The sequence below is a fragment of the Streptomyces sp. NBC_01283 genome (genome assembly GCF_041435335.1).
In the GTDB taxonomy this organism is placed as follows: domain Bacteria; phylum Actinomycetota; class Actinomycetes; order Streptomycetales; family Streptomycetaceae; genus Streptomyces.
This window is the reverse complement of sequence record NZ_CP108430.1, coordinates 3,086,212-3,106,929: the sequence shown is the minus strand read 5'-3', so window position 1 is coordinate 3,106,929 and position 20,718 is coordinate 3,086,212. Positions and strand designations below refer to the sequence as shown.

At 70.8% G+C, this 20,718-nt stretch carries 11 protein-coding genes; 2 read left to right on the top strand and 9 right to left on the bottom strand.

Annotation, left to right across the window (positions count from 1 at the left end; all coding sequences use genetic code 11):
* Positions 1–5 precede the first annotated feature (5 nt).
* From OG302_RS13880 to OG302_RS13865, 4 genes are all read right to left on the bottom strand, one after another.
* Positions 6–1,427 (bottom strand): maltokinase, encoded by a 1,422-nt coding sequence (locus OG302_RS13880; protein ID WP_371527081.1) that lies wholly within the window; start codon positions 1,425–1,427, stop codon positions 6–8.
* A 120-nt stretch (positions 1,428–1,547) separates the two neighbouring features.
* Complete coding sequence (treS, locus tag OG302_RS13875) at positions 1,548–3,248, bottom strand: maltose alpha-D-glucosyltransferase (RefSeq protein WP_371527080.1); 1,701 nt, start codon at positions 3,246–3,248, stop codon at positions 1,548–1,550.
* Entirely contained in the window at positions 3,245–5,386 is a 2,142-nt protein-coding gene (locus OG302_RS13870; protein ID WP_371527079.1) for an alpha-1,4-glucan--maltose-1-phosphate maltosyltransferase, read from the bottom strand. Before OG302_RS13870 ends, treS begins: the two co-directional genes overlap by 4 nt.
* 353 nt (positions 5,387–5,739) lie before the next feature.
* Positions 5,740–6,969 carry a S8 family peptidase gene (locus OG302_RS13865; RefSeq protein ID WP_371527078.1) on the bottom strand — a complete coding sequence of 410 codons (1,230 nt, stop codon included), beginning with the start codon at positions 6,967–6,969 and terminating at the stop codon, positions 5,740–5,742.
* Between the two features lie 298 nt (positions 6,970–7,267).
* Here OG302_RS13865 and OG302_RS13860 point away from each other — a divergent pair, with 298 nt between their 5' ends.
* Positions 7,268–7,726, top strand: coding sequence for a nuclear transport factor 2 family protein (locus tag OG302_RS13860; protein ID WP_371527077.1), 459 nt, complete (start codon positions 7,268–7,270; stop codon positions 7,724–7,726).
* Between the two features lie 3 nt (positions 7,727–7,729).
* Here OG302_RS13860 and OG302_RS13855 read toward each other — a convergent pair whose 3' ends face one another.
* Together OG302_RS13855 and OG302_RS13850 are read right to left on the bottom strand one after the other, a co-directional pair.
* Positions 7,730–10,009, bottom strand: a complete 2,280-nt coding sequence (locus tag OG302_RS13855) for a protein kinase (protein WP_371527076.1) — start codon at positions 10,007–10,009, stop codon at positions 7,730–7,732.
* 82 nt (positions 10,010–10,091) lie between these two features.
* Positions 10,092–12,587: a protein kinase gene (locus tag OG302_RS13850; protein WP_371527075.1), complete on the bottom strand. Its 2,496-nt coding sequence runs from the start codon at positions 12,585–12,587 to the stop codon at positions 10,092–10,094.
* 266 nt (positions 12,588–12,853) lie between these two features.
* Between OG302_RS13850 and glgP the strand changes: the two genes are divergently transcribed.
* On the top strand, positions 12,854–15,484 hold the full coding sequence (gene glgP / locus OG302_RS13845) for an alpha-glucan family phosphorylase (RefSeq protein WP_371527074.1): 2,631 nt from the start codon (positions 12,854–12,856) through the stop codon (positions 15,482–15,484).
* Between the two features lie 106 nt (positions 15,485–15,590).
* Here glgP and OG302_RS13840 read toward each other — a convergent pair whose 3' ends face one another.
* From OG302_RS13840 to OG302_RS13830, 3 genes are all read right to left on the bottom strand, one after another.
* The gene (locus OG302_RS13840) at positions 15,591–17,225 is read right to left on the bottom strand and encodes a M4 family metallopeptidase (protein WP_371527073.1); all 1,635 of its coding nucleotides are present in this window, start codon (positions 17,223–17,225) and stop codon (positions 15,591–15,593) included.
* Between the two features lie 331 nt (positions 17,226–17,556).
* Positions 17,557–19,611 carry a M4 family metallopeptidase gene (locus OG302_RS13835; protein ID WP_371527072.1) on the bottom strand — a complete coding sequence of 685 codons (2,055 nt, stop codon included), beginning with the start codon at positions 19,609–19,611 and terminating at the stop codon, positions 17,557–17,559.
* A gap of 436 nt (positions 19,612–20,047) precedes the next feature.
* Positions 20,048–20,701 (bottom strand): DUF4232 domain-containing protein, encoded by a 654-nt coding sequence (locus OG302_RS13830; RefSeq protein ID WP_371527071.1) that lies wholly within the window; start codon positions 20,699–20,701, stop codon positions 20,048–20,050.
* Between the last annotated feature and the right edge of the window lie 17 nt (positions 20,702–20,718).

Genomic DNA, 20,718 nt, shown 5'->3' with positions numbered 1-20,718 from the left:
GCGGGTCAGCTTGCTTCGGTGGCGGGGCCGTTCGTGGCGAGGCGCTTGATCGCGGAGAGGGGGACGGGGAGCCAGTCGGGGCGGTGGCGGGCCTCGTAGAAGACCTCGTAGACCGCCTTGTCCGTTTCGTAGGCGCGCAGCAGGACCGGGTCCATGCGCGGGTCGAGGCCGGTGACCTCCGCGTACCCCGTGCAGTACGCCGCCCGGCAGTCGCCTGCCCACTCGGGCGCCCATGGCTCGTGGGAGCGCGCCGCGTAGTCGAAGGACCGGAGCATGCCCGCCACGTCCCGCACCGGCGGCTGCGGCATCCTGCGCTCGGCCAGCGGACGCGACGGCTCACCCTCGAAGTCGATGAGCGACCATTCCCCGGCGGGGGAGCGCAGGCACTGCCCCAGGTGCAGGTCACCGTGGATGCGCTGGGCCGTCCAGGTCTCCTCGCCCCGCCCCAGATCGGCGAGCGCCTCGAAGGTGGTGCGCAGGGCGGGGGCGTACGGCTGCAGGGCGGGCACCGCCTTGGCCGCCGTGTCCAGGCGGTCGGCCATGCCCTCGGCGATCAGCTGCAGCTGGGCGCGGCCCAGCGTGACGGTGGGCAGTGCGTGGGCCAGTGCCTGGTGCACCTCGGCGGTCGCCCGGCCGAGTGCCCGCGCCTCGCCGCTGAAGTCCCGCCCCGCGGCGAGCTCCCGCAGGGCCAGCTCCCAGCCGTCGGATGTGCCCTTCAGATAGGGCTGGAGCACGCCGAGGACGTTCACTTCGTCGGCCGCGTCCTCTCCGGCCCCCAGGAACCAGGCGGCGGGGGCGGGCACCCGCGTGCAGTCCTCGCGGGCCAGCACCAGCGGCAGTTCCAGGTCCGGATTGGCCCCGGGCACGATGCGGCGGAACAGCTTCAGGATGAACGTGTCCCCGTACACCAGCGAGGAGTTGGACTGCTCGACGCCGAGTAGGCGCGGTGCGAGGTCCGCGGCTATCTCCATGCGCGGGTCGCGCTCGAAGCGGAGCTTGCCGACGCGTGCCCGCATCCGCAGCGCCTCAAGGAGGAACCCGGACATACGGGAGTCGTGCAGTGCTTCGTAGACCGTGAACCCGGTGAGCGGCCCCCGCGTCACATGCCCGATCAGCGCGGGGGCGAGCCGCGGCGGCAGCTCGCGCCGCACGCCGAGGAGGAGTTGGTAGCAGTCGGCGGGATGCGGCGGTGGGCCGCCCGCCTGCGCCGGCACCTGCGGCTGCCGGACCCGTACGAGCAGGTGCAGTAGGGCCGACTCGGAGGTGGGGGGCAGCAGTTCGGTCGCCGAGAGCACGGTGAGGTCGGCGATGGGACGGCCTTTGCCCGCGAACCAGCGCTGTCGTGGCAGCCACGCGCGCAGCAGCGGATCGAGCGAGGCGAGCAGCGCGTCCGCGGTGATGCCCGGGCGGGTGACGGCTTCCGACATGGCGTCGCGTCCTTTCCGCGGTGCGGACAAGGGAGGAGTGCGGGAGTGCCGGTTGTGCGGGGAGAGTTCCCAGGGCGGGGCGGTGGAAACCGCCCCGCACCGGAGGCGCAGGGGTGGAGACTACGCCGGGTCCTTGCGCAGCCGGAACCAGTAGAACCCATGTCCGGCAAGAGTCAGCAGGTAGGGGAGCTCGCCGATGGCCGGGAAGCGCACCCCGCCGATCAGCTCCACCGGGTGCCGTCCGTTGAAGGTCTGCAGATCCAGTTCCGTCGGCTGCGCGAACCGCGAGAAGTTGTGCACGCACAGCACGAGATCGTCCTTGTACTCGCGCAGGAACGCGATCACCGCCGGATTCGACGACGGAAGTTCCGTGTATGAGCCGAGTCCGAAGGCGGGGTTCTGTTTGCGGATCTCGATCATCCGGCGGGTCCAGTGCAGCAATGAGGAGGGGGAGGACATGGAGGCTTCGACGTTGGTGACCTGGTAGCCGTAGACCGGGTCCATGATCGTGGGGAGGTAGAGGCGTCCGGGGTCGCAGGAGGAGAAGCCGGCGTTGCGGTCGGGGGTCCACTGCATGGGGGTGCGGACGGCGTCGCGGTCGCCGAGCCAGATGTTGTCGCCCATGCCGATCTCGTCGCCGTAGTAGAGGATCGGTGAGCCGGGCAGGGAGAGGAGCAGGGCGGTGAAGAGTTCGATCTGGTTGCGGTCGTTGTCCAGGAGGGGGGCCAGGCGGCGGCGGATGCCGATGTTGGCGCGCATGCGGGGGTCTTTGGCGTATTCCGCGTACATGTAGTCGCGTTCTTCGTCGGTGACCATTTCGAGGGTGAGCTCGTCGTGGTTGCGCAGGAAGATGCCCCATTGGCAGCCGGAGGGGATGGCGGGGGTCTTGGCGAGGATTTCGGAGACGGGGTAGCGCGATTCGCGGCGTACGGCCATGAAGATGCGGGGCATGACGGGGAAGTGGAAGGCCATGTGGCATTCGTCGCCGCCGTCTTTGAAGTCGCCGAAGTAGTCGACGACGTCTTCGGGCCATTGGTTGGCCTCGGCGAGGAGCACGGTGTCGGGGTAGTGGGCGTCGATTTCGGCGCGGACGCGTTTGAGCAGGGCGTGGGAGCGGGGGAGGTTTTCGCAGTTGGTGCCCTCTTCGGCGAAGAGGTAGGGCACGGCGTCCAGGCGGAAGCCGTCGATGCCCAGGTCGAGCCAGAAGCGCAGGGCGGAGATGATCTCTTCCTGGACGGCCGGGTTCTCGTAGTTGAGGTCGGGCTGGTGGGAGAAGAAGCGGTGCCAGAAGTACTGTTTGCGCACCGGGTCGAAGGTCCAGTTGGAGGCTTCGGTGTCGACGAAGATGATGCGCGCGTCCTGGTACTGCTTGTCGTCGTCGGCCCAGACGTAGTAGTCGCCGTAGGGGCCTTCGGGGTCGCTGCGGGACTGCTGGAACCACGGGTGCTGATCACTGGTGTGGTTCATCACGAAGTCGATGATCACGCGCATGCCCCGCTGATGCGCGGAGTCCACGAACTCCACGAAGTCGGCGAGATCGCCGAACTCGGGGAGGACGGCGGTGTAGTCCGAGACGTCATAACCGCCGTCCCGTAGTGGTGACTTGAAGAACGGCGGCAGCCACAGGCAGTCCACGCCCAGCCACTGCAGGTAGTCCAGCTTGGCGGTGATCCCCTTGAGGTCGCCGATGCCGTCGCCGTTGCTGTCCTGGAAGGAGCGGACCAGGACCTCGTAGAAGACGGCGCGCTTGAACCACTCGGGGTCTCGGTCCTTGGCGGGCGTGTCCTCGAATGTGTCCTGGACGGGCTCGTTGATGATCATGGTGTGGGTGACCCTCCGATCAACGGTGAGGACGGTCGCAGGACGCGAAAGATGTGCGCGGGCGTGCGGCCCGGCTCGAGGCGCACATAGTTGGCCCTGCCCCAGTGATAGGTACTGCCGGTGAGCTCGTCGCGCACCGGCACGGTCTCGTGCCAGTCAAGGCCGAGTTCCGGCATGTCCAACGAGACCGTGGCCTCCTGGGTGTGGTGGGCGTCGAGGTTCACGACCACCAGAACCGTGTTCGATCCGTCCTTGTCATGGGCCGTCTTCGAGTACGCGATCACCGCTTCTTGGTCTGTGGGATGGAAGTGCAGGTCACGCAGTTGCCGCAGGGCGGTGTTGGTGCGCCGTACGCGGTTCAGCGTGGTGATCAGGGGTGCGATGGTGGAGCCGGTGCGCTCTGCGGACTGCCAGTCCCGCGGCCGCAGTTCGTACTTCTCCGAGTTCAGATACTCCTCGCTGTCGGCCCGCGCCGGGGCGTTCTCGCAGAGTTCGTACCCGCTGTAGACGCCCCACGTCGGCGAGAGGGTTGCGGCGAGCACCGCGCGGGCCTCGAAGGCCGGGCGTCCGCCGTTCTGGAGGTAGGCGTGCAGGATGTCCGGGGTGTTGACGAAGAAGTTCGGCCGGAGGTAGTGCGCGGTCTCACCCGACAACTCGCGGAGATAGTCGGTCAGTTCACCCTTGGCGTTGCGCCAGGTGAAGTAGGTGTAGGACTGCTGGAAGCCGATCGCGGCGAGGGTGCGCATCATGGCGGGGCGGGTGAAGGCCTCCGCCAGGAAGATGACGTCGGGGTCGGTGCGGTTGATGTCGGCGAGGACCTGTTCCCAGAAGGTGACCGGTTTGGTGTGCGGGTTGTCGACGCGGAAGATACGCACGCCGTGGTCCATCCAGAACCGCAGCAGGCGTACGGTCTCGGTGATCAGACCCGGCATGTCGCGGTCGAAGGCCAGGGGGTAGATGTCCTGGTACTTCTTGGGCGGGTTCTCCGCGTAGGCGATGCTGCCGTCGGCGCGGTGCTGGAACCACTCGGGGTGCTTGTCGACCCAGGGGTGGTCCGGCGAGCACTGCAGGGCGAAGTCCAGGGCGACTTCCAGGTGCAGGTCGGCGGCGCGGCGCACGAAGGCGTCGAAGTCCTCCAGGGTGCCCAGGTCGGGGTGGATGGCGTCGTGGCCGCCCTCGGGGGAGCCGATGGCCCAGGGCACGCCCACGTCGTGCGGGCCGGGGGACAGGGAGTTGTTGGGGCCCTTGCGGAAGGTGGTTCCGATGGGGTGGACCGGCGGCAGGTAGACCACGTCGAAGCCCATCGCGGCGATCGCCGGGAGCCGTTCGGCGGCGGTGCGGAAGGTGCCCGAGCGCGGGGGCTCGCCCTCCCGGACGACGGCACCTTCCGAACGCGGGAAGAACTCGTACCACGACCCGAACAACGCCCGCTCCCGCTCCACCAGCAGCGGCAAGTGCTCTGACTCCGTGACGAGTTCACGCAGCGGATACCGGGCGAGGACCGCGTCCACCTCAGGGGTGAGGGCGGCGGCGAGGCGGGCCGCGGCGGGGCGTTCCATGTCGCGCAGGGCGTCGGCGGCGGCGCGCAGGACGGCGTCCTCACCCGCCGGGGCTCCGGTGGCGGCGCGTTCGTGGAGCCGGGCGCCTTCCTCCAGGACGAGTTCGGTGTCGATGCCCGCCGGGATCTTGATGTGCGCGTGGTGCCGCCACTGGGTGAGGGGGTCGCCCCACGCCTCGACGGTGTACGTCCAGTTCCCCTCCGCGTCCGGGGTGACGTCCGCGCCCCATCGGTCGGTGCCGGGGGCCAGCTCGCGCATGGGCGTCCATGGCCCGGGACGCCCCTGCGGGTCGCGCAGGACGACGTTGGCGGCGACCGCCTCGTGCCCTTCGCGGAAGACGGTGGCGGTGACCTGGAAGGTCTCGCCCGCCACGGCCTTGGCGGGCCGCCGCCCGCCGTGGACGAGGGGTGCGATGTCGAGGATGGGTATGCGGCCGGTGAGGGTGTCCGGCCGGCCGGGGCGCGGGGGTGGATCCTGTGGTTCGCGCGCGTCCCGCGATTCCCGCTGTGGTGCCGGAGTTTGGGGCACCCTTGTGGGGGCCTTTCCCGAGGGCGTCGCCGACGGGCGTGTTGAGGGCATTACCGCTCCTGTCCGCGTTGCATGAGTGGGGCGGATACGGGGGTGTGGAGGGGTTCAGCTACTGCGTGGCGCACTTGGGGGAGCCGTACTTGAGCCGTGACTGTCGTGACTGCCGTGACCGCCGTGCCGAGTCGTGACTGACCGTACTGAGCCGGGTGCGTACCGGGGGAGCCTTCCCACCGACTTCGGGTGGGCAATCCGGCGCTTTGTTAACTACTGGTGCGTAAGGCCCCATACATGACCGGTTCCGTATCGAGGGTGCTTCGGGTTGGCTCCAGAGGCAAGGCCGCGCCCGCACACACAGGACCGGCCCCGCCGTGCGCGGCGGGGCCGGTCCTGTGCTGTGTCGTGCTCTACGGGTTGTTGACCTGCAGCAACTTGTTCGGGGAGCCGAGACCGGCGCCCGTCACCTTGCCCGGCACTGCCCGGTCGGTCAGTGCCTTGCTCACCGCGGCCGGTGTGGCCGATGGATGATCGGCCAGGTAGAGCGCCGCCGCGCCCGCCGTGTGCGGCGAGGCCATCGACGTGCCCGAGATGGTGTTCGTGGCGGTGTCCTCGGTGTTCCACGCGGAGGTGATGCCGACGCCCGGCGCGAACAGGTCTACGCTGCCACCCCAGTTGGAGAAGCTCGCCTTGGCGTCCTTGACGTCGGTGGCGCCGACCGTGATCGCCTCCTTCACGCGGGCCGGCGAGAACAGGAACGCGGGAAGCCCGTCGTTACCCGCCGCGACCGTGTAAGTGACCCCGGACGCGATGGAGTTGCGTACGGCCGCGTCCAGCTGGGCGTTGGCCGTGCCACCGAGGCTGAGGTTGGCGACGGCGGGCTTCTTCGCGTGTTTCGTCACCCAGTCGATGCCCGCGATGACCTGCGCGGTCGTCCCCGACCCCGCGTCGTCGAGCACCCGGACGCCCACCACGTCCGTCTGCTTGGCGACGCCGTGGTTCTCGCCGGCGACGGTCGCGGAGACGTGCGTGCCGTGTCCGTTGCCGTCCTGCGCGGTGGCGTCGTCGTCGATGAAGTCCCAGCCGCTGCTCGCACGTCCGCCGAAGTCCTGGTGCGAGGTGCGGATGCCGGTGTCGATGACGTACGCCGTCACGCCCTTCCCGGCCGACTCGGGCGCGGTGTAGGACTTGTCGAGCGGCAGACTCTTCTGGTCGATCCGGTCGAGGCCCCAGGAGGGCGGATCCTGCTGGGTCCGGTCCAGGGACACGGTGCTGTCCTGGACGACGGAGGCGACTCTGGGATCACCCGCGAGTTTCTTGGCCTGGCCCGAACCGGCCTTCACCGCATAGCCGTTGAGCGCGGTGCTGTAGGTGTGACGTACTTCCGCCCCGTACTTCGTGGCGAGGCCCTGGCCCGCACCGGACGGGGCCTGTGTTCCGCCCTTGAGCGTGACGATGTAACTCCCGCTGATGGAACCGGGCTCGCCGGCGCCGAGTATCTCCCCGAGGGGGGCATCGGCATCGGCGGCATGGGCGGGAGCGGCGTGTGCTGGCAGCGTGGTGGCCGAAAGCACCACCGCGGTGGTGGCGGCGGCAACGGCCCCGGCCCACCGCAGACGCTTCGTTCGCGACAGAGTCATACGCTGGTTTCCCTCCCCGACTTGACGTGCGACTCGCGGAGTTGGAGTGGTCCGTGCCCGGATTCCCCGTGTCCTCCACGAGCGCCACTTGGCAGCCTCTCGTGCGGCGTGAGGGCCTACAAGACCACACGGCGTAAGGGAATCGGCCATACCGCCCGTGGGGGTGCTGTGAGGGTTGCGCCGATTTCCGGACGGATTCGGGATGCCTGCGTTAGGTGCGGGACCACGGGGTGACCGCCGGTACGTCGACGTCCGTTTTCCGCCGGTCCGGCGGCGCCGGAGCCGTCACGCTGACGGCATGACCACCCAGCGCGAAACTGCCGCACCGGACTCCGTGTCCGTCCTCACCGGCATGTACGAGGCGGAGTCCCGCTACCTGGCGGCCGGCGGCCCCGGCAGGGCCACGTTCGACCTGCTCGCCCCCTACTTCTCCCCGGACGTCGTGATGCACCAGGCCGAGGCACTCCCGTACGGCGGCACCTGGCGCGGCCACGACGGCATGACCCGCTTCTTCCTCGCCATGGCCGAGACCTGGGAGACTTTCGAGATCGGCGAGCAGCGGTTCCTGGCCACGGGCGAAACGGCGGTCGTCCACACCCAGGTCCACGCGCGGGCCCGTGCCACGGGGCGCGAACTGGCCTTCCCCGTACTGCAGACGATCGCGGTACGGGACGGGCGGATCACGGAGGTACGGCCGTTCTACTGGGACACGGCGGCGATCGTGGCGGCGACGGCGACGGCGACGGCCGGGGCCTGAGGGTCAGAGGGCACGGCCGGAGACGAAGCGGCCCTCGGAGGATTCGGCGAAGACGGCGCCACCGAGGTAGAGCGGCGTGTTCAGCTCCACGCCGTCGAGCCTGGTCGTGTCGGTGAGCGGCACCGTCCGTTGCGTGACGTTCCCCGCGTCACCGTCGAGGGGCACGGTGTAGATCTCGTAGGTGCCCGCCGCCAGGAGCCGGTCATCGGCGAGCGCGAGGGCGGTGGGCACGCCGCGTGCCGGAAGGTCCCATAGCTTCCTGCCGGACTTCCACGCGTACGCGGTGAAGCGCGGGGTGGTGATGTCGGTGTGCGAACTGTTGGCGACGACCAGGACACCCGCCGCGCCGACGACCGGCGCCACGTCGGGCTTCTTGGAGGCGCCCACGACGCGGCGGACCGCGAGGGTTTCGGGGTCCAGGTCGCTCACCCCGCCCCGCCGCGCGGACCAGCACAGGACCGCCCCGTCGTGGCCCATGAGATCTCCGCACCGGGGCCCGGACACCTTGGCCTTCTCGTCGCCGTTCCCGGCGGACAGCGCGAGGGCTCCGCCCGACTCCAGCGCCGTGTACACCGTGCCGCCCTGGACGAGCAGTCTGCCGACGGCCTTGGCGTCGAGGGCGGTCTCCCACAGCTGACCGCCGGTCTTCGCGCGGCGGGCGCGCAGCGTGGTCGCGCGGGGGCCGGAGGACCCGGCGGACTTGACCTCGGCCGTGAAGAGCACGCCTCGGGCGTACGCCATGGAGATCAGCCGCGCGTGCTTCGGCGCCGCGCGGCGCCACAGCTCATCGCCATGCTCCAGGTCCAGGCCGGTCACGCCCAGTTCACTGGGCACGAAGACGCGCTCACCGTCGGTCTCGGGAGGGCTCTCCTGGACGCCGGACGGCTTTCCCTGGAAGCCGGGTGCTGTCCAGCGGACCTCGCCGGTCGCCGCGGTCAGTGCGGTCGCCGCGCCCCGCCCGTCACGGCACACCAGCGTCGAGCGGGCCAGGACGCAGCCGGTTCCCCTGCCGTCCGCGCCCTCCGGTTTCTTGCGCGACCAGGGCTGCCAGCCGCCGGGGAGCGCGGAGGGCGTGACGGCGGATGCGCCCAACTCTCCGGAGTGGCCCCGTCCGTACGTCCTGACGAGCGAGGAGGCGGCAGAGCCCCCGGCGGGAGTCTTCGCCGCCGGTGTGGCTGCCGGTGAGTTCTCCGCGGGGTCGGCGGGGTCGGCGGGTACGTCGGGCAGGACGAGCGCCGCCGCGGTCACCGCCGCCGTGGCCACCCCCGCCGCCACGATCCACTGCCAGGGCCGCCGCCGGGGCGCGGGCGCCGGGCCGGGAGCCGCCGGGGCCGTCGGAGCCGCTGGGGCCGTCGGCGGTTCGCCCGGCATGGTGGGGACGTACGGGGCGCCCGGTTCGAACTCCGCCGCGGCCGAGCGGTACTCGGCGAACAGCGAAAGCACCTCCGACGGCCAGGGGAAGCGGGCGGTGCCGTGGGTCTCCAGGCGCTCGGCGAGCGCCGCCGGAGCGGGGCGCCGGGCGGGGTCGGGGGCGAGGCACTCGGCGATGAGGCCCCGCAGTTCGTCCGGGACCCGGGAGAGGTCCGCGTCGCCCTGCGCGATGCGGAAGACGACCGAGGCGAGCTCCGGGTCGTCGAAGGGGCCGCGGCCCGTCGCCGCGTGGCACAGGACCGCGCCGAGCGAGAAGACGTCCGACGCGGGCACGACCGCGTGCGAACCCTCGATCTGCTCCGGAGCCATGAATCCCGGCGTGCCCACGAGCACGCCCGTCATCGTCAGGGCCGTGGCCTCGAAGGCCTGCGCGATGCCGAAGTCGATCAGGCGGGGGCCGTCGGGGGTGAGGAGGACGTTGCCGGGCTTCAGGTCACGGTGCAGGACCCGCGCCGCGTGCACGGCCGCGAGCGCCCGGGCGAGCCCCGCGCCCAGTGCGCGGACCGCCGCCACCGGGAGCGGACCGCAGCGGGCGACCGTGTCGGCGAGGGACGGGCCCGGCACGTACTCCGTGGCGAGCCAGGGGAGCCGGGCATCCGCGTCACCGTCCAGGAGGGCGGCCGTGAACGGGCCGGTGACCGCTCGGGCCGCCGCCATCTCCCGCCGGAAGCGGACACGGAACGCGTCGTCGAGGTCCAGGTCGAGCCCCTGCCGTACCGCTTTCACGGCGACGAGCCGCCCCTGCCCCCGCCGGGCGAGGAAGACCTCGCCCATGCCGCCCGCGCCGATCCGGGCGAGGAGACGGTAGGGGCCGATGTGGCGGGCGGCGCCGGTCGGCAGGGGCGTGAGCATGCGATTCCTCGACTCGACTCGACTGCACGGCAACTGGTCGGTTCAGTGGGATTCAGGGAGGGACAGGGATGGTGACGCACCGTCAGGGCAGCTCCACCGATGAGATCTTGCCCTCGTCGTAGATGACGTGCGCGACGCCTCCGAGTGCCAGCACGGTCGGCGCGCGCAGCATCTCCGCGACGACGGTGCCGTTGACGTTCGGCGGCGCCTCCGCGCGGTCACCGGGCGCGCCCGGCACGGGGTGCCGCACGGGTTTTCCGCCACCGGTACCGAGCGGCATGGTGTAGAGCGCGCCGCTGTCCGCGTAGACGATGCGACCGCCGACGACCAGCGGTGCGGAGGACGGGATGTTCCCCTTGGGGAGCTTCGCCGAGCGCCGGAGGAGCCCGGTGCTCTTGTCGTTGACGATCACGCTGTGCCGTGCGGGATCCACGGCGACGGCGAGGGCACGGTCCATGGCCGTCGGGCCGGGGGCCGACGCATAGTCCTTGGGCGTGGGGTAGCGGAAGGGTTTGCCGGCTTCTTCGAGCGTGCGGGGGTCGAGCCGCAGCACCTGCACGCGGGGCGACGGTGTGCCGTCATCGGAGCCGCCGCCGGGGGAGGCCGTGCACAGCACGTCCTTCTCGCCCGCGAGCACCGCCCCGCACTCGCTCCTGGACTGCCCGAGAAGATCGCCGGTCCGTGCGTCGTACGCCGCGAGGCCGTCCTTCTCGTCCACGTAGACGACGCCGTCGCGCAGGGCCCGCATGCTGTACCGGTGGAAGTCGGCCTGGGCCACCAGCGGCTTGCCCAGATCCTCGTCCCACAAGGGCTTTCCGCCGTCGATGTCGTACGCGTGCAGGGACGCCCTCGCGCCCCTGTGCATGTACGTTTCCTCGGCACCGACCAGGAGGACGTCGTCGTCCAGGAGCGGCCGTAGCGTGAACGCGCCTGCCCCGTCCGGGCTCGGGGCGTCCCAGAGGACCTCACCCGTCGTGGAGTCGCGCACCTGCAGGACGTTGTCGTGGGCGATGACCGCCTTGCCGCCGCGCACCTGCGGTTCGAGGCTGTCACCGGGCATGAAGAACGCGCCGCCCGGACCGTAGTACGCCTCGCCCACCCCCTCCTCCGGATCGACCTTCCCGGACCTCCACAACCGCTTCCCGCTGCTGGCGCTCACCGCCTCGTACGTGCCGTTGGTCAGCAGGCAGACGATGGCCTGGGTGTCGGCGGCGCAGCTCATGGGCGAGTGGCTCAGCTTGGCCTGCCACTTCTTCCAGCCCTTGGGGCGCTGCGCGGCCACCTGGGCCACGACACCGGAGCGGTCCGCCGTGCCCTCCGCGTCCACGCCGGCCCGCCCGGCCAGCTTCTTGACGGCGGCGGGGTCGGTCGGACCCGGATCCACCGTCCCGGACCCCGCCGAGCCGCCGCCCGCGGACTCGTCACGCCACGGGCCCCACACGGCGAGCGCGCCGCCGAGCGCGCCCACCACCACGGCCACGGCGACCGTGCCGAGGAGCGCGCGCGGGAGACGGCGCCGGGGGCGGGGTGCGGCGGTGGGCGGTGGCGATCCGCTCATCGTCGGGAGCTGGTGCACGCCCATGAGGGCGGGCGACGCGGATATCCCGGGAGCGCTGACCGGATGGCCGGGCGCCGTGGCGGGGCTGCCCTGGGCGGTCACCGGGCGCCCGGCCTCCGGCTCCGGCCAGAGCGGCACCGGAAGCAGCGGCTGCCCCGAGGCGCACAGCTGCTCCACGTCCCGCCGCGCCTCGGCCACCGCCTCCCGCACCGCCTGCGGCCACTCGGCGTCCGTGGCCGCGTCCCGCAGCCGTACGAACCGGTCGGCGATCTCCGCCGCGCTCGGCCGCTCGGCAGGGTCCCGCGCGAGGCACGCCGAAAGGACGTCCCGCAACTCGGTCGGAATGGCGCCCAGTTCGGCCTCCGCACGCGAGACCCGGTACAGGACCGCGGCCATCGGGCCGTCGCCGAAGGGGTCCTGTCCCGTCGCCGCGTAGGCGAGCACCGAGGCCAGGCAGAAGACGTCCGACGCCGCCACCACGTGTCTGCCGCCCGCCACATGCTCCGGCGACATGAAGCCCGGCGTGCCGACGAGCAGGCCCGAGCCGGTCATGGTCGTGGCGGACTGCACGCGGGCCACGCCGAAGTCGATCAGCTTGGGGCCGTCCTGGCCGAGCAGTACGTTGCCCGGCTTGAGGTCACGGTGCAGGGCGCCCGCCGCGTGCACCACCGTCAGGGCCCGCGCCACGCCCGCGCCGAGCACGGCGACCGCGCCCGCGGGCAGCGGCCCGCTCCGGCGAACGGCCTCGGAAAGGGTGGGCCCGGGAACGTACTCGGTGGCCAGCCACGGCACGTCACCCTCGGCCTCGCTCGCCACGAGCCGCGCCACGAAAGGGCTGTCCACGGAGGCCGCCACCTCCGCCTCGCGCCGAAAGCGCCGCCGGAACACGGGGTCCGTAGCCAGTTCGTTCCGGATGGCCTTGACGGCGACGAGGTCCCCGGGCCCGAACCCGGTGGCATCGTCGGGGCGCGCGAGGAAGACCTCGCCCATGCCGCCCGCCCCGAGCCGGGCGAGCGTCACATACGGTCCGATCCGCCGAGGCGACGTATCCCGCAACTGGCCGATCATCCGCCCCGTCCCCCTGTGTACCCGTGCACCCGCATGCCTGTGCGTGCCCCTGCCAACTTCTGTCCCGCCACGCCACGTTACCCCCGCCACGGAGCGTGCGCCCTGTGCGCCGTGGTGACAGGAGCGGCGCGGCGCTAACGTCGATGCGGCACGGCGATACGTGAGGTACGAAAGCCCGGCACACGCCCCGTCAGACGCTCCGGCAGAGGTGCACCTTGATGAAGGCCATCCGTCGATTCACCGTACGTCCCGCCCTTCCCGAACCTCTCACTCCGCTTTCGGAGCTGGCGCGAAACCTGCGCTGGTCCTGGCACCCGGACACCCGTGACCTGTTCAAGTCCGTCGACCCCGAGCAGTGGACCGCCTCGGGCTGTGATCCCGTGCGGCTGCTCGGGAACGTGCCGCCCGCACGGCTCGCCGAGCTGGCCGGGGACGGGGATTTCCTGCGGCGCCTCGCCGAGGCATCGGACGGGCTCCGGGAGTATGTCACCGGGGCCCGCTGGTATCAGGCGCAGTCCGCCGAGCGCGGCGGCGAACTGCCCCGTGCCGTGGCCTACTTCTCGCCCGAGTTCGGCATCACCGCCGCCCTCCCGCAGTACTCGGGCGGGCTCGGCATCCTCGCGGGCGACCACCTGAAGGCGGCGAGCGACCTCGGGCTCCCGCTCATCGGGGTCGGGCTGCTCTACCGGCACGGCTACTTCCACCAGTCCCTGTCCCGCGACGGCTGGCAGCAGGAGACCTACCCGGTGCTCGACCCGAACGAGCTGCCCCTCTCCCTCCTGCGCGAGGCCGACGGCACTCCGAGCCTGGTGGCGATCGCGCTGCCCGGCCGCCGTTCGCTGCGCGCGCACGTCTGGCAGGCCAGCGTCGGGCGCGTACCGCTGCTCATGCTCGACTCGGATGTGGAGGAGAACGACCCCGCGGCCCGCGAGGTGACCGACCGGCTCTACGGCGGCGGCAGCGAGCACCGGCTGCTCCAGGAGATGCTGCTCGGCATCGGCGGGGTGCGCGCCATCAGGACGTACTGCCGGCTGAGCGGGCACGCCGAGCCCGAGGTCTTCCACACGAACGAAGGTCACGCGGGCTTCCTCGGCCTTGAGCGCATCCACGAACTGGCCCTGGAAGGCGTCGAGTTCGACGCCTCGCTGGAAGCGGTGCGGGCCGGGACCGTCTTCACCACCCACACCCCCGTGCCCGCCGGGATCGACCGCTTCGACCGTGAGCTCGTCGCCCGGCACTTCGGTCCCGAGGCCGAACTGCCCCGCATCGACGTCGAACGCATACTGCGGCTCGGCATGGAGACCTACCCCGGCGGGGAGCCCAACCTCTTCAACATGGCGGTGATGGGCCTGCGGCTCGGGCGCCGCGCCAACGGCGTCTCCACCCTGCACGGCAAGGTGAGCCGCGAGATGTTCGCGGGCCTGTGGCCGGGATTCGACGCCGAGGAGGTGCCGATCGCCTCCGTCACGAACGGCGTGCACGCCCCGACCTGGGTGGCCCCCGAGGTCTTCCGCCTCGGCGCCCGCCAGATCGGCGCGCAACGGACCGAGGACGCGCTGTCGGTGGGCGGCTCCGACCGGTGGGACGCGGTCGCCGAGATCCAGGACGCGGACATCTGGGAGCTGCGGCGCGAACTGCGCGGCCAGCTCGTGACGGAGGTCAGGCAGCGGCTCTACGCGTCATGGCGTCAACGGGGCGCTGCGAGCGCCGAATTGGGCTGGATCGACGAGGTGCTGCGGCCCGACGTCCTGACGATCGGCTTCGCGCGCCGGGTCCCCTCGTACAAGCGCCTGACGCTGATGCTGCGGGACCGGGACCGGCTGATGGAGCTGCTCACCCATCCGGAGCGGCCCGTGCAGATCGTGGTGGCGGGCAAGGCGCATCCGGCGGACGACGGCGGCAAGCGGCTCATCCAGGAGCTGGTGCGCTTCACCGACGATCCGAGGGTCCGCAACCGGATCGTGTTCCTGCCGGACTACGGCATGGCGATGGCGCAGAAGCTGTATCCGGGGTGCGACGTGTGGCTGAACAACCCCCTCCGTCCGCTGGAGGCGTGCGGCACGAGCGGGATGAAGGCCGCCCTGAACGGCTGCCTCAACCTGTCGGTGCTCGACGGCTGGTGGGACGAGTGGTTCGAGCCGGACTTCGGATGGGCGATCCCCACGGCGGACGGGGCCGCGACGGACGACGACCGGCGGGACGACCTGGAGGCCGCGGCGCTGTACGACCTCCTTGAGCGCAGGATCGCGCCCCGCTTCTACGAGCGGGGCCCTGAAGGACTTCCCGACCGGTGGATCGAGATGGTGCGCAGGACACTGACCCGGCTCGGCCCGAAGGTGCTCGCGGGGCGGATGGTGCGTGACTACGTGGAGCAGCTGTACGTTCCCGCCGCGCGGGCGCACCGCACGCTGGGCGTGGACGCCGCGGGGGAGCTGGCCGCCTGGAAGGCGCGGGTGCGCGCCGCCTGGCCGCGGGTCGCCGTCGACCACGTCGAGGCGTCGGCGACCGGCGCCACCGCCGAACTGGGCGCCACGCTCTCGCTGCGGGTGCGCGTACATCTGGGCGAGCTGACCCCGGACGACGTGGAGGTCCAGACGATCGCGGGCCGCGTCGACCCCGAGGACGTCATCGCCGACGCGAGCCCGGTGCCGCTGAAGCCCGTGGGCGGACCCGACGCGGAGGGCCGCCGCCTCTACGAGGGCCCCCTGGCCCTGGACCGCACGGGACCCTTCGGCTACACGGTCCGCATCCTCCCGGCCCACCGGCTCCTGGCGAGCGGCGCCGAGCTGGGCCTGGTGGCGGTGCCTTCGGAGGGGACGGGGGAGGCCGCGGGGGTGCTGCTGCGGTAGGGCGGCCCGCGGTACGACGACGAGCGGCACCCGGGGGGAAGTGCGAACCCCGGGTGCCGCCTGGTCGTGCTGGTCGTGCGTGAACTACCGCTGGTGGTGCGGGGAACTACTTGACGTTGACGCCGGTCCAGGCCGCCTCGACGCCCTTGTACTCGGCCGAGTCCGCGCCGAACAGGTCCTTCGCGGCGCTCAGCGTGCCCTCACGGGCCGCCTTGTAGTCCGTCGTCGTCGTGAAGTACGACGTCAGGGCCTTGAACCAGATCTTCTCGGCCTTGTCACGGCCGATGCCCTCGACCTTGGAGCCGTCGGCGGTCGGGGAGTCGTACTTGACGCCGTTGATCTCCTTCGCGCCGCTGCCCTCGGACAGCAGGTAGAAGAAGTGGTTGGCGATGCCGGAGGAGTAGTGGACGTCGGTGTTGCCCGCGTCCGCGCTCCAGTTGTCCAGGGACTGGCCGTCCTTGGAGGGCTTGTCCATGTAGCGCAGCGGCGATCCGTCGCCGTTGATGTCGATCTTTTCGCCGATGAGGTAGTCGCCGACGTCTTCCTTGTTCTTGGCGCTGAACTCGACCGAGGTGCCGAAGATGTCGGAGGTCGCCTCGTTCAGGCCGCCCGACTCACCGCTGTACTCCAGGTTGGCGGTGGCCGCGGTGACGCCGTGCGACATCTCGTGGCCCGCGACGTCGATCGACGTCAGGGGCTTCTTGTCGCCCTCGCCGTCGCCGTACGTCATGCAGAAGCAGCTGTCGTCCCAGAAGGCGTTGACGTAGGCCTTGCCGTAGTGGACGCGCGAGGTCGCGCCCTTGCCGTCGCCCTTGATGCCTTCACGGCCGTGCACGTTCTTGTAGTAGTCCCAGGTGAGCTGGGCGCCGTAGGCGGCGTCGACGGCGGCGGTCTGGGCGTCGTCCGCCTTGCCGTTGCCCCACGTGTCGTCGTCGTCCGTGACGAGCTTGCCCTCGCCGCTCTCGCTGTGGTCCAGGTTGAACGTCGAGTGCCCGCCGCGCGCGTCGTCGGTCAGGTCGAAGCCGCTGGTGCCCTTCTTGGAGCCGATCTCGACGTCGCCGCTGTACTGGCTGTGGCCGGCGCCGTTCTCGATGGCCTGGTACTGGAAGAGCTTCTTGCCCGTGGCCGCGTCGGTGATGACGTGCAGCTTGCTGGGCGTGCCGTCCTTCTGGACGCCGGTGACGACGGTCTCGTGGGCGAGGACCGGCTTGCCGGACGCGGCCCAGACGACCTTGCGCGTCGTCTGCGCGTCGGCCTTCTTGGTGTCGCCGGACTTGGCGGCGGTCGACTCGGCGGACTTCGCGGCCGACTTGGCCCCGACCTTCGCGGAGGTGGAGGCGACCTTGATGGTGGCCTTGGCCGCCTTGGTCACGCTCTTGACCGAGCCGCTCTTCGCGGTGTGGACGACGAGGTCGCCGCCGAGGACGGGCAGACCGTCGTAGGTGCGCTCGTAGCGGGTGTGCGTGGTGCCGTCGCGGTCCTTGACGACGTCACGGACGACGAGCTTCTCCTTGGCGCCGAGGCCGATCTTCTCGGCGGTGGCGGCCTTGTCCGCGTTCGCGTCCTGCAACAGGCCGGCGCGGGCGGTGGAGGAGAGCGCGATCTGCGATCCGGCGGGCGCGGCGGCCTGGTCGGGCTGCGCGGAGGCCCCGGTGGCCAGACCGCCTGCGAGAAGTGCTCCGGCGGCAACGGCGGTGGCGATGGCCAGCGTTGAGCGCTTCCGGGATATGTGGGGGGTCACGCATGCTCCTTCTGTGGGGGGCCCGGACGGCGTTGGGGAGCTGTCCGGGCTGAAAGATGCGGTGCGGGTGTACTGATGTTCAGTTGTGGCGTGCGAGGGAACAGTGCCAGTTGAGGCAGGTGCATGTCAGTCCCCTAGCCGCAGGTTGGCCAGAAATCGTCCGTTGAGCGATGGTCCATGTACGCAATGCGAACGGCGCGTTACGCGGCCGGGGAGTCCAACAGCAGGACGCACGGGCGTACATGGGCACGCATGGGTGCGCCGCCCCGGGGGAGTTGAACCACCCGGAGCGGCGCAGTCTGCATGTGCCCTCTTCAAGCCCGGTCAGGGCTTACGGGAACGTCAGCTTCCAGCTGTTGATGTAGCCGGTGTCCTGCGCGGCCACGTCCTGGACCTTCAGCTTCCAGGTGCCGTTGGCCACCTCGGACGAGGCGTTGACCGTGTAGGTCGCCTGGATGTTGTCCGCCGAGTCCGACGCGCTCGAGTTCTTCAGGCGGTACGTGGAACCGTCCGGGGCCACCAGGTCGACGACCAGGTCGCCGCGCCAGGTGTGGACGATGTCGACGCCGACCTTCAGGGTCGAGGGTGCGTTGCCCGTGCGGCCGGTGACGTTGACCGACGAGGTGACTGCCGCCCCGTTGTCCGGGATGGAGACGTCCGCGGTGTTCTCGAAGTCCGTGCCGCCGCCGGGGCCGCCGCGCGTGCCGACGTTGACCGCGGCCCAGGCATCGCCCACCGCCTTGTACTCGGCGCTGGTGGTGCCGTACAGCTCACCGGCCACCGCGAGGGTCCCGGTGCGGGCCGCCGCGTAGTTGGTGGTCGTGGTGAACTTCGTCGTCAGCGCCTTGAACCAGATGAGCGACGCCTTGTCACGACCAATTCCGGCCACAGGCAGGCCGTCCGAAGTCGGCGAGTCGTACGAGACGCCGTTGATCACCTTGGCGCCGCTGCCCTCGCTCAGCATGTAGTAGAAGTGGTTGGCGACACCGGACGAGTAGTGGACGTCGATGTTGCCGATGCCCGAGTACCAGGAGTCCTTGGACCCGCCGTCCTTGGAGGGCTTGTCCATGTAGCGCAGCGGCGTGCCGTCGCCGTTGATGTCGATCTTCTCGCCGACGAGGTAGTCGCCCTTGTCCTGCGCGTTGTTGGCGTTGAACTCCACGGCCGCCGCGAAGATGTCCGACGTGGCCTCGTTCAGGCCACCGGACTCACCGCTGTAGGTCATGTTGCCGGTCGCGGCCGTGACGCCGTGCGTCATCTCGTGGGCCGCCACGTCGATGGACGTCAGCGGCTTGGCGTTGCCGGAGCCGTCGCCGTACGTCATGCAGAAGCAGGAGTCCTGCCAGAACGCGTTGACGTAGTTGTTGCCGTAGTGCACCCGCGAGGTCGCGCCGACGCCGTCACCGCGGATACCGGTGCGGCCGTGCACGTTCTTGTAGTAGTCCCAGGTGAGCTGGGCGCCGTAGGCGGCGTCCGCTCCCGCGGTCTCCAGGTTGGAGGCCTGGCCGTTGCCCCACACGTCGTCCGGGCCCGAGAAGAGCGTGCCGGAGCCGGACGTGGCGTGGTTGAGGTTGTACGTCTTGTGGCTGCCTCGGCCGGTGTCGGTCAGGGTGTAGTTCGACCCCGACTGAGCGCTGCCCACGGTGACCTGACCGCTGTACTGCGTGTTGCCCGTGCCGTTCTCGACGCCCTGCCACTGGAAGAGCTTCTTGCCCGTGGCCGCGTCCGTGATGACGTGCAGCTCGTTCGGGGAGCCGTCGTGCTGCAGCCCGCCGACCACCGTCTCGTACGCGAGAGTCGGCTCGCCCTTGGCCATCCAGACGACCTTGCGCGGCGCGCGGTCCGCGTCGGTCTTCTTCGACCCCGCGGCCTTCGCCGCGCCGAGCGCCTGCTTCTCGGCGGTCGACGCCTTCACGTCGGCCGTGGTGTCGACGCCCTTGAGCTGCGCCTTCGCGGCCTTGGTGACGCCCTCGGTCTTCCCGGACTTCGCCTCGTCGACCACCAGGTCACCGCCGAGGACCGGCAGGCCCTCGTAGGTGCGCTCGTAGCGGGTGTGGGTCGTGCCGTCGCCGTCCTTGGTGACGTCACGGACGACGAGCTTCTCCTTGGAGCCGAGCCCCAGGTCCTTGGCCGTGTCCGCCTTGGTGGCGTTGGCGTCCTTGAGGAGCGCCGCACGCTGGGCGGGACTGAGCTTCACGGGCAGGGAACCGGGGTCGGCCTTGCCTATTTTTCCGGCGGCCGAGGTCTTGGCCGGTGATATCGCGGGGCCGTCGGCCGATGCCGGGCCCGTCTGGAAGGCCACCGCAACGAGGGCGGCGACGGCGGTCAGGGCGCCAGCGGCGGTGGCGCGTCTGTGGGAGGCAGGTCTGTGAGAGGTGCTTCTCAACACGGACTCCTTCTGCGTGGCCGTGGGTTACGCGGCCAGGGGGACCGGTCGGCGCGGTCGTGCCGTCCGGGCAGAACAAGGCAGAACGTGGAGCTGGGGTTACGAAGGGTGGAGCGAGGTGCATCCAGGTGGTGCTGGGAATCGAGGGGAAGAGTGGCACCGGCGCGCTCTGTTTGTCAGGGGTGCGTCAAGAGTTGGCCGGAAATGGTCCGCTGCCCGGTGGGGCACGTTCGATATACGGAGGGGACGCTCAAGGTCAAGAGCTTCGCATTGTTCGACGAGAGCCGGTCACCGGCGCCCGGAGCGGCGTGGCTGATTCCGCACCCCGACTCCCGCCGGACCCCGATGGGTTGCGGCAGGTGGGGACGCACGGAAAACCGGCCTGGAGCGCTGCGTCGCGCCAGGCCGGTGCTCGGGGGAGGGCTCGAAGTCGCGCTCAGAAGTTGTAGGGCTTCTCGGTGTTCCAGTTGGTGACCTCGGCGTCGGACCAGGTGAACTCGGACTGTGCGCCCTTGCCGTCGAGGGCGCTCGTCTCGGTGCCGGGCCCGGTGTAGCCGGTCCGGTCGCTCAGGGCGATGGAGAGGTCCGTCGACGAGTGGGTCCTCCCGCCGACGGTGAAGAGCGCGATGGCGGAGTAGACCTTGCCGCCGGGCTTGACCGTGATCTGCGAGGAGCCGCCGGGGGCGTCCTTGGCGGAGTGCGGCACGACCTTCGAGGTGTTGCCGAGCATCACCGACGGCATCGAAGTGATCCAGCAGGACTTCGAGTCGGCGTTCGTCGCGGTGACCAGGAGGTGCTCGCCCTGCTCCGAGGGGAAGCGGTGCACCACGGAGTACGACATCTCGTCGCCCTTGCACGGCTTGGTCCGCTTGGCGTTGCCCGCCCCGCCGTTCTTCCCGGACCCGTCCGTCGTCTCGGTCACCGTCCCCTCGGAGCTCTTCGAGCCGTCGGCGGTGGCGACGGTCTTGCTCGCACCGCCGGTCGAGGCGTTGTCGCCCGAGTCGTCGGAGCCACCGCAGGCGATCAGGGACAGGGCGAGAGCGGCAGTGGTGCCGGCGAGGACGGCGGCCCGGATCCGGTTCGTAGGCATGCTGAGGTTCCCCCGTG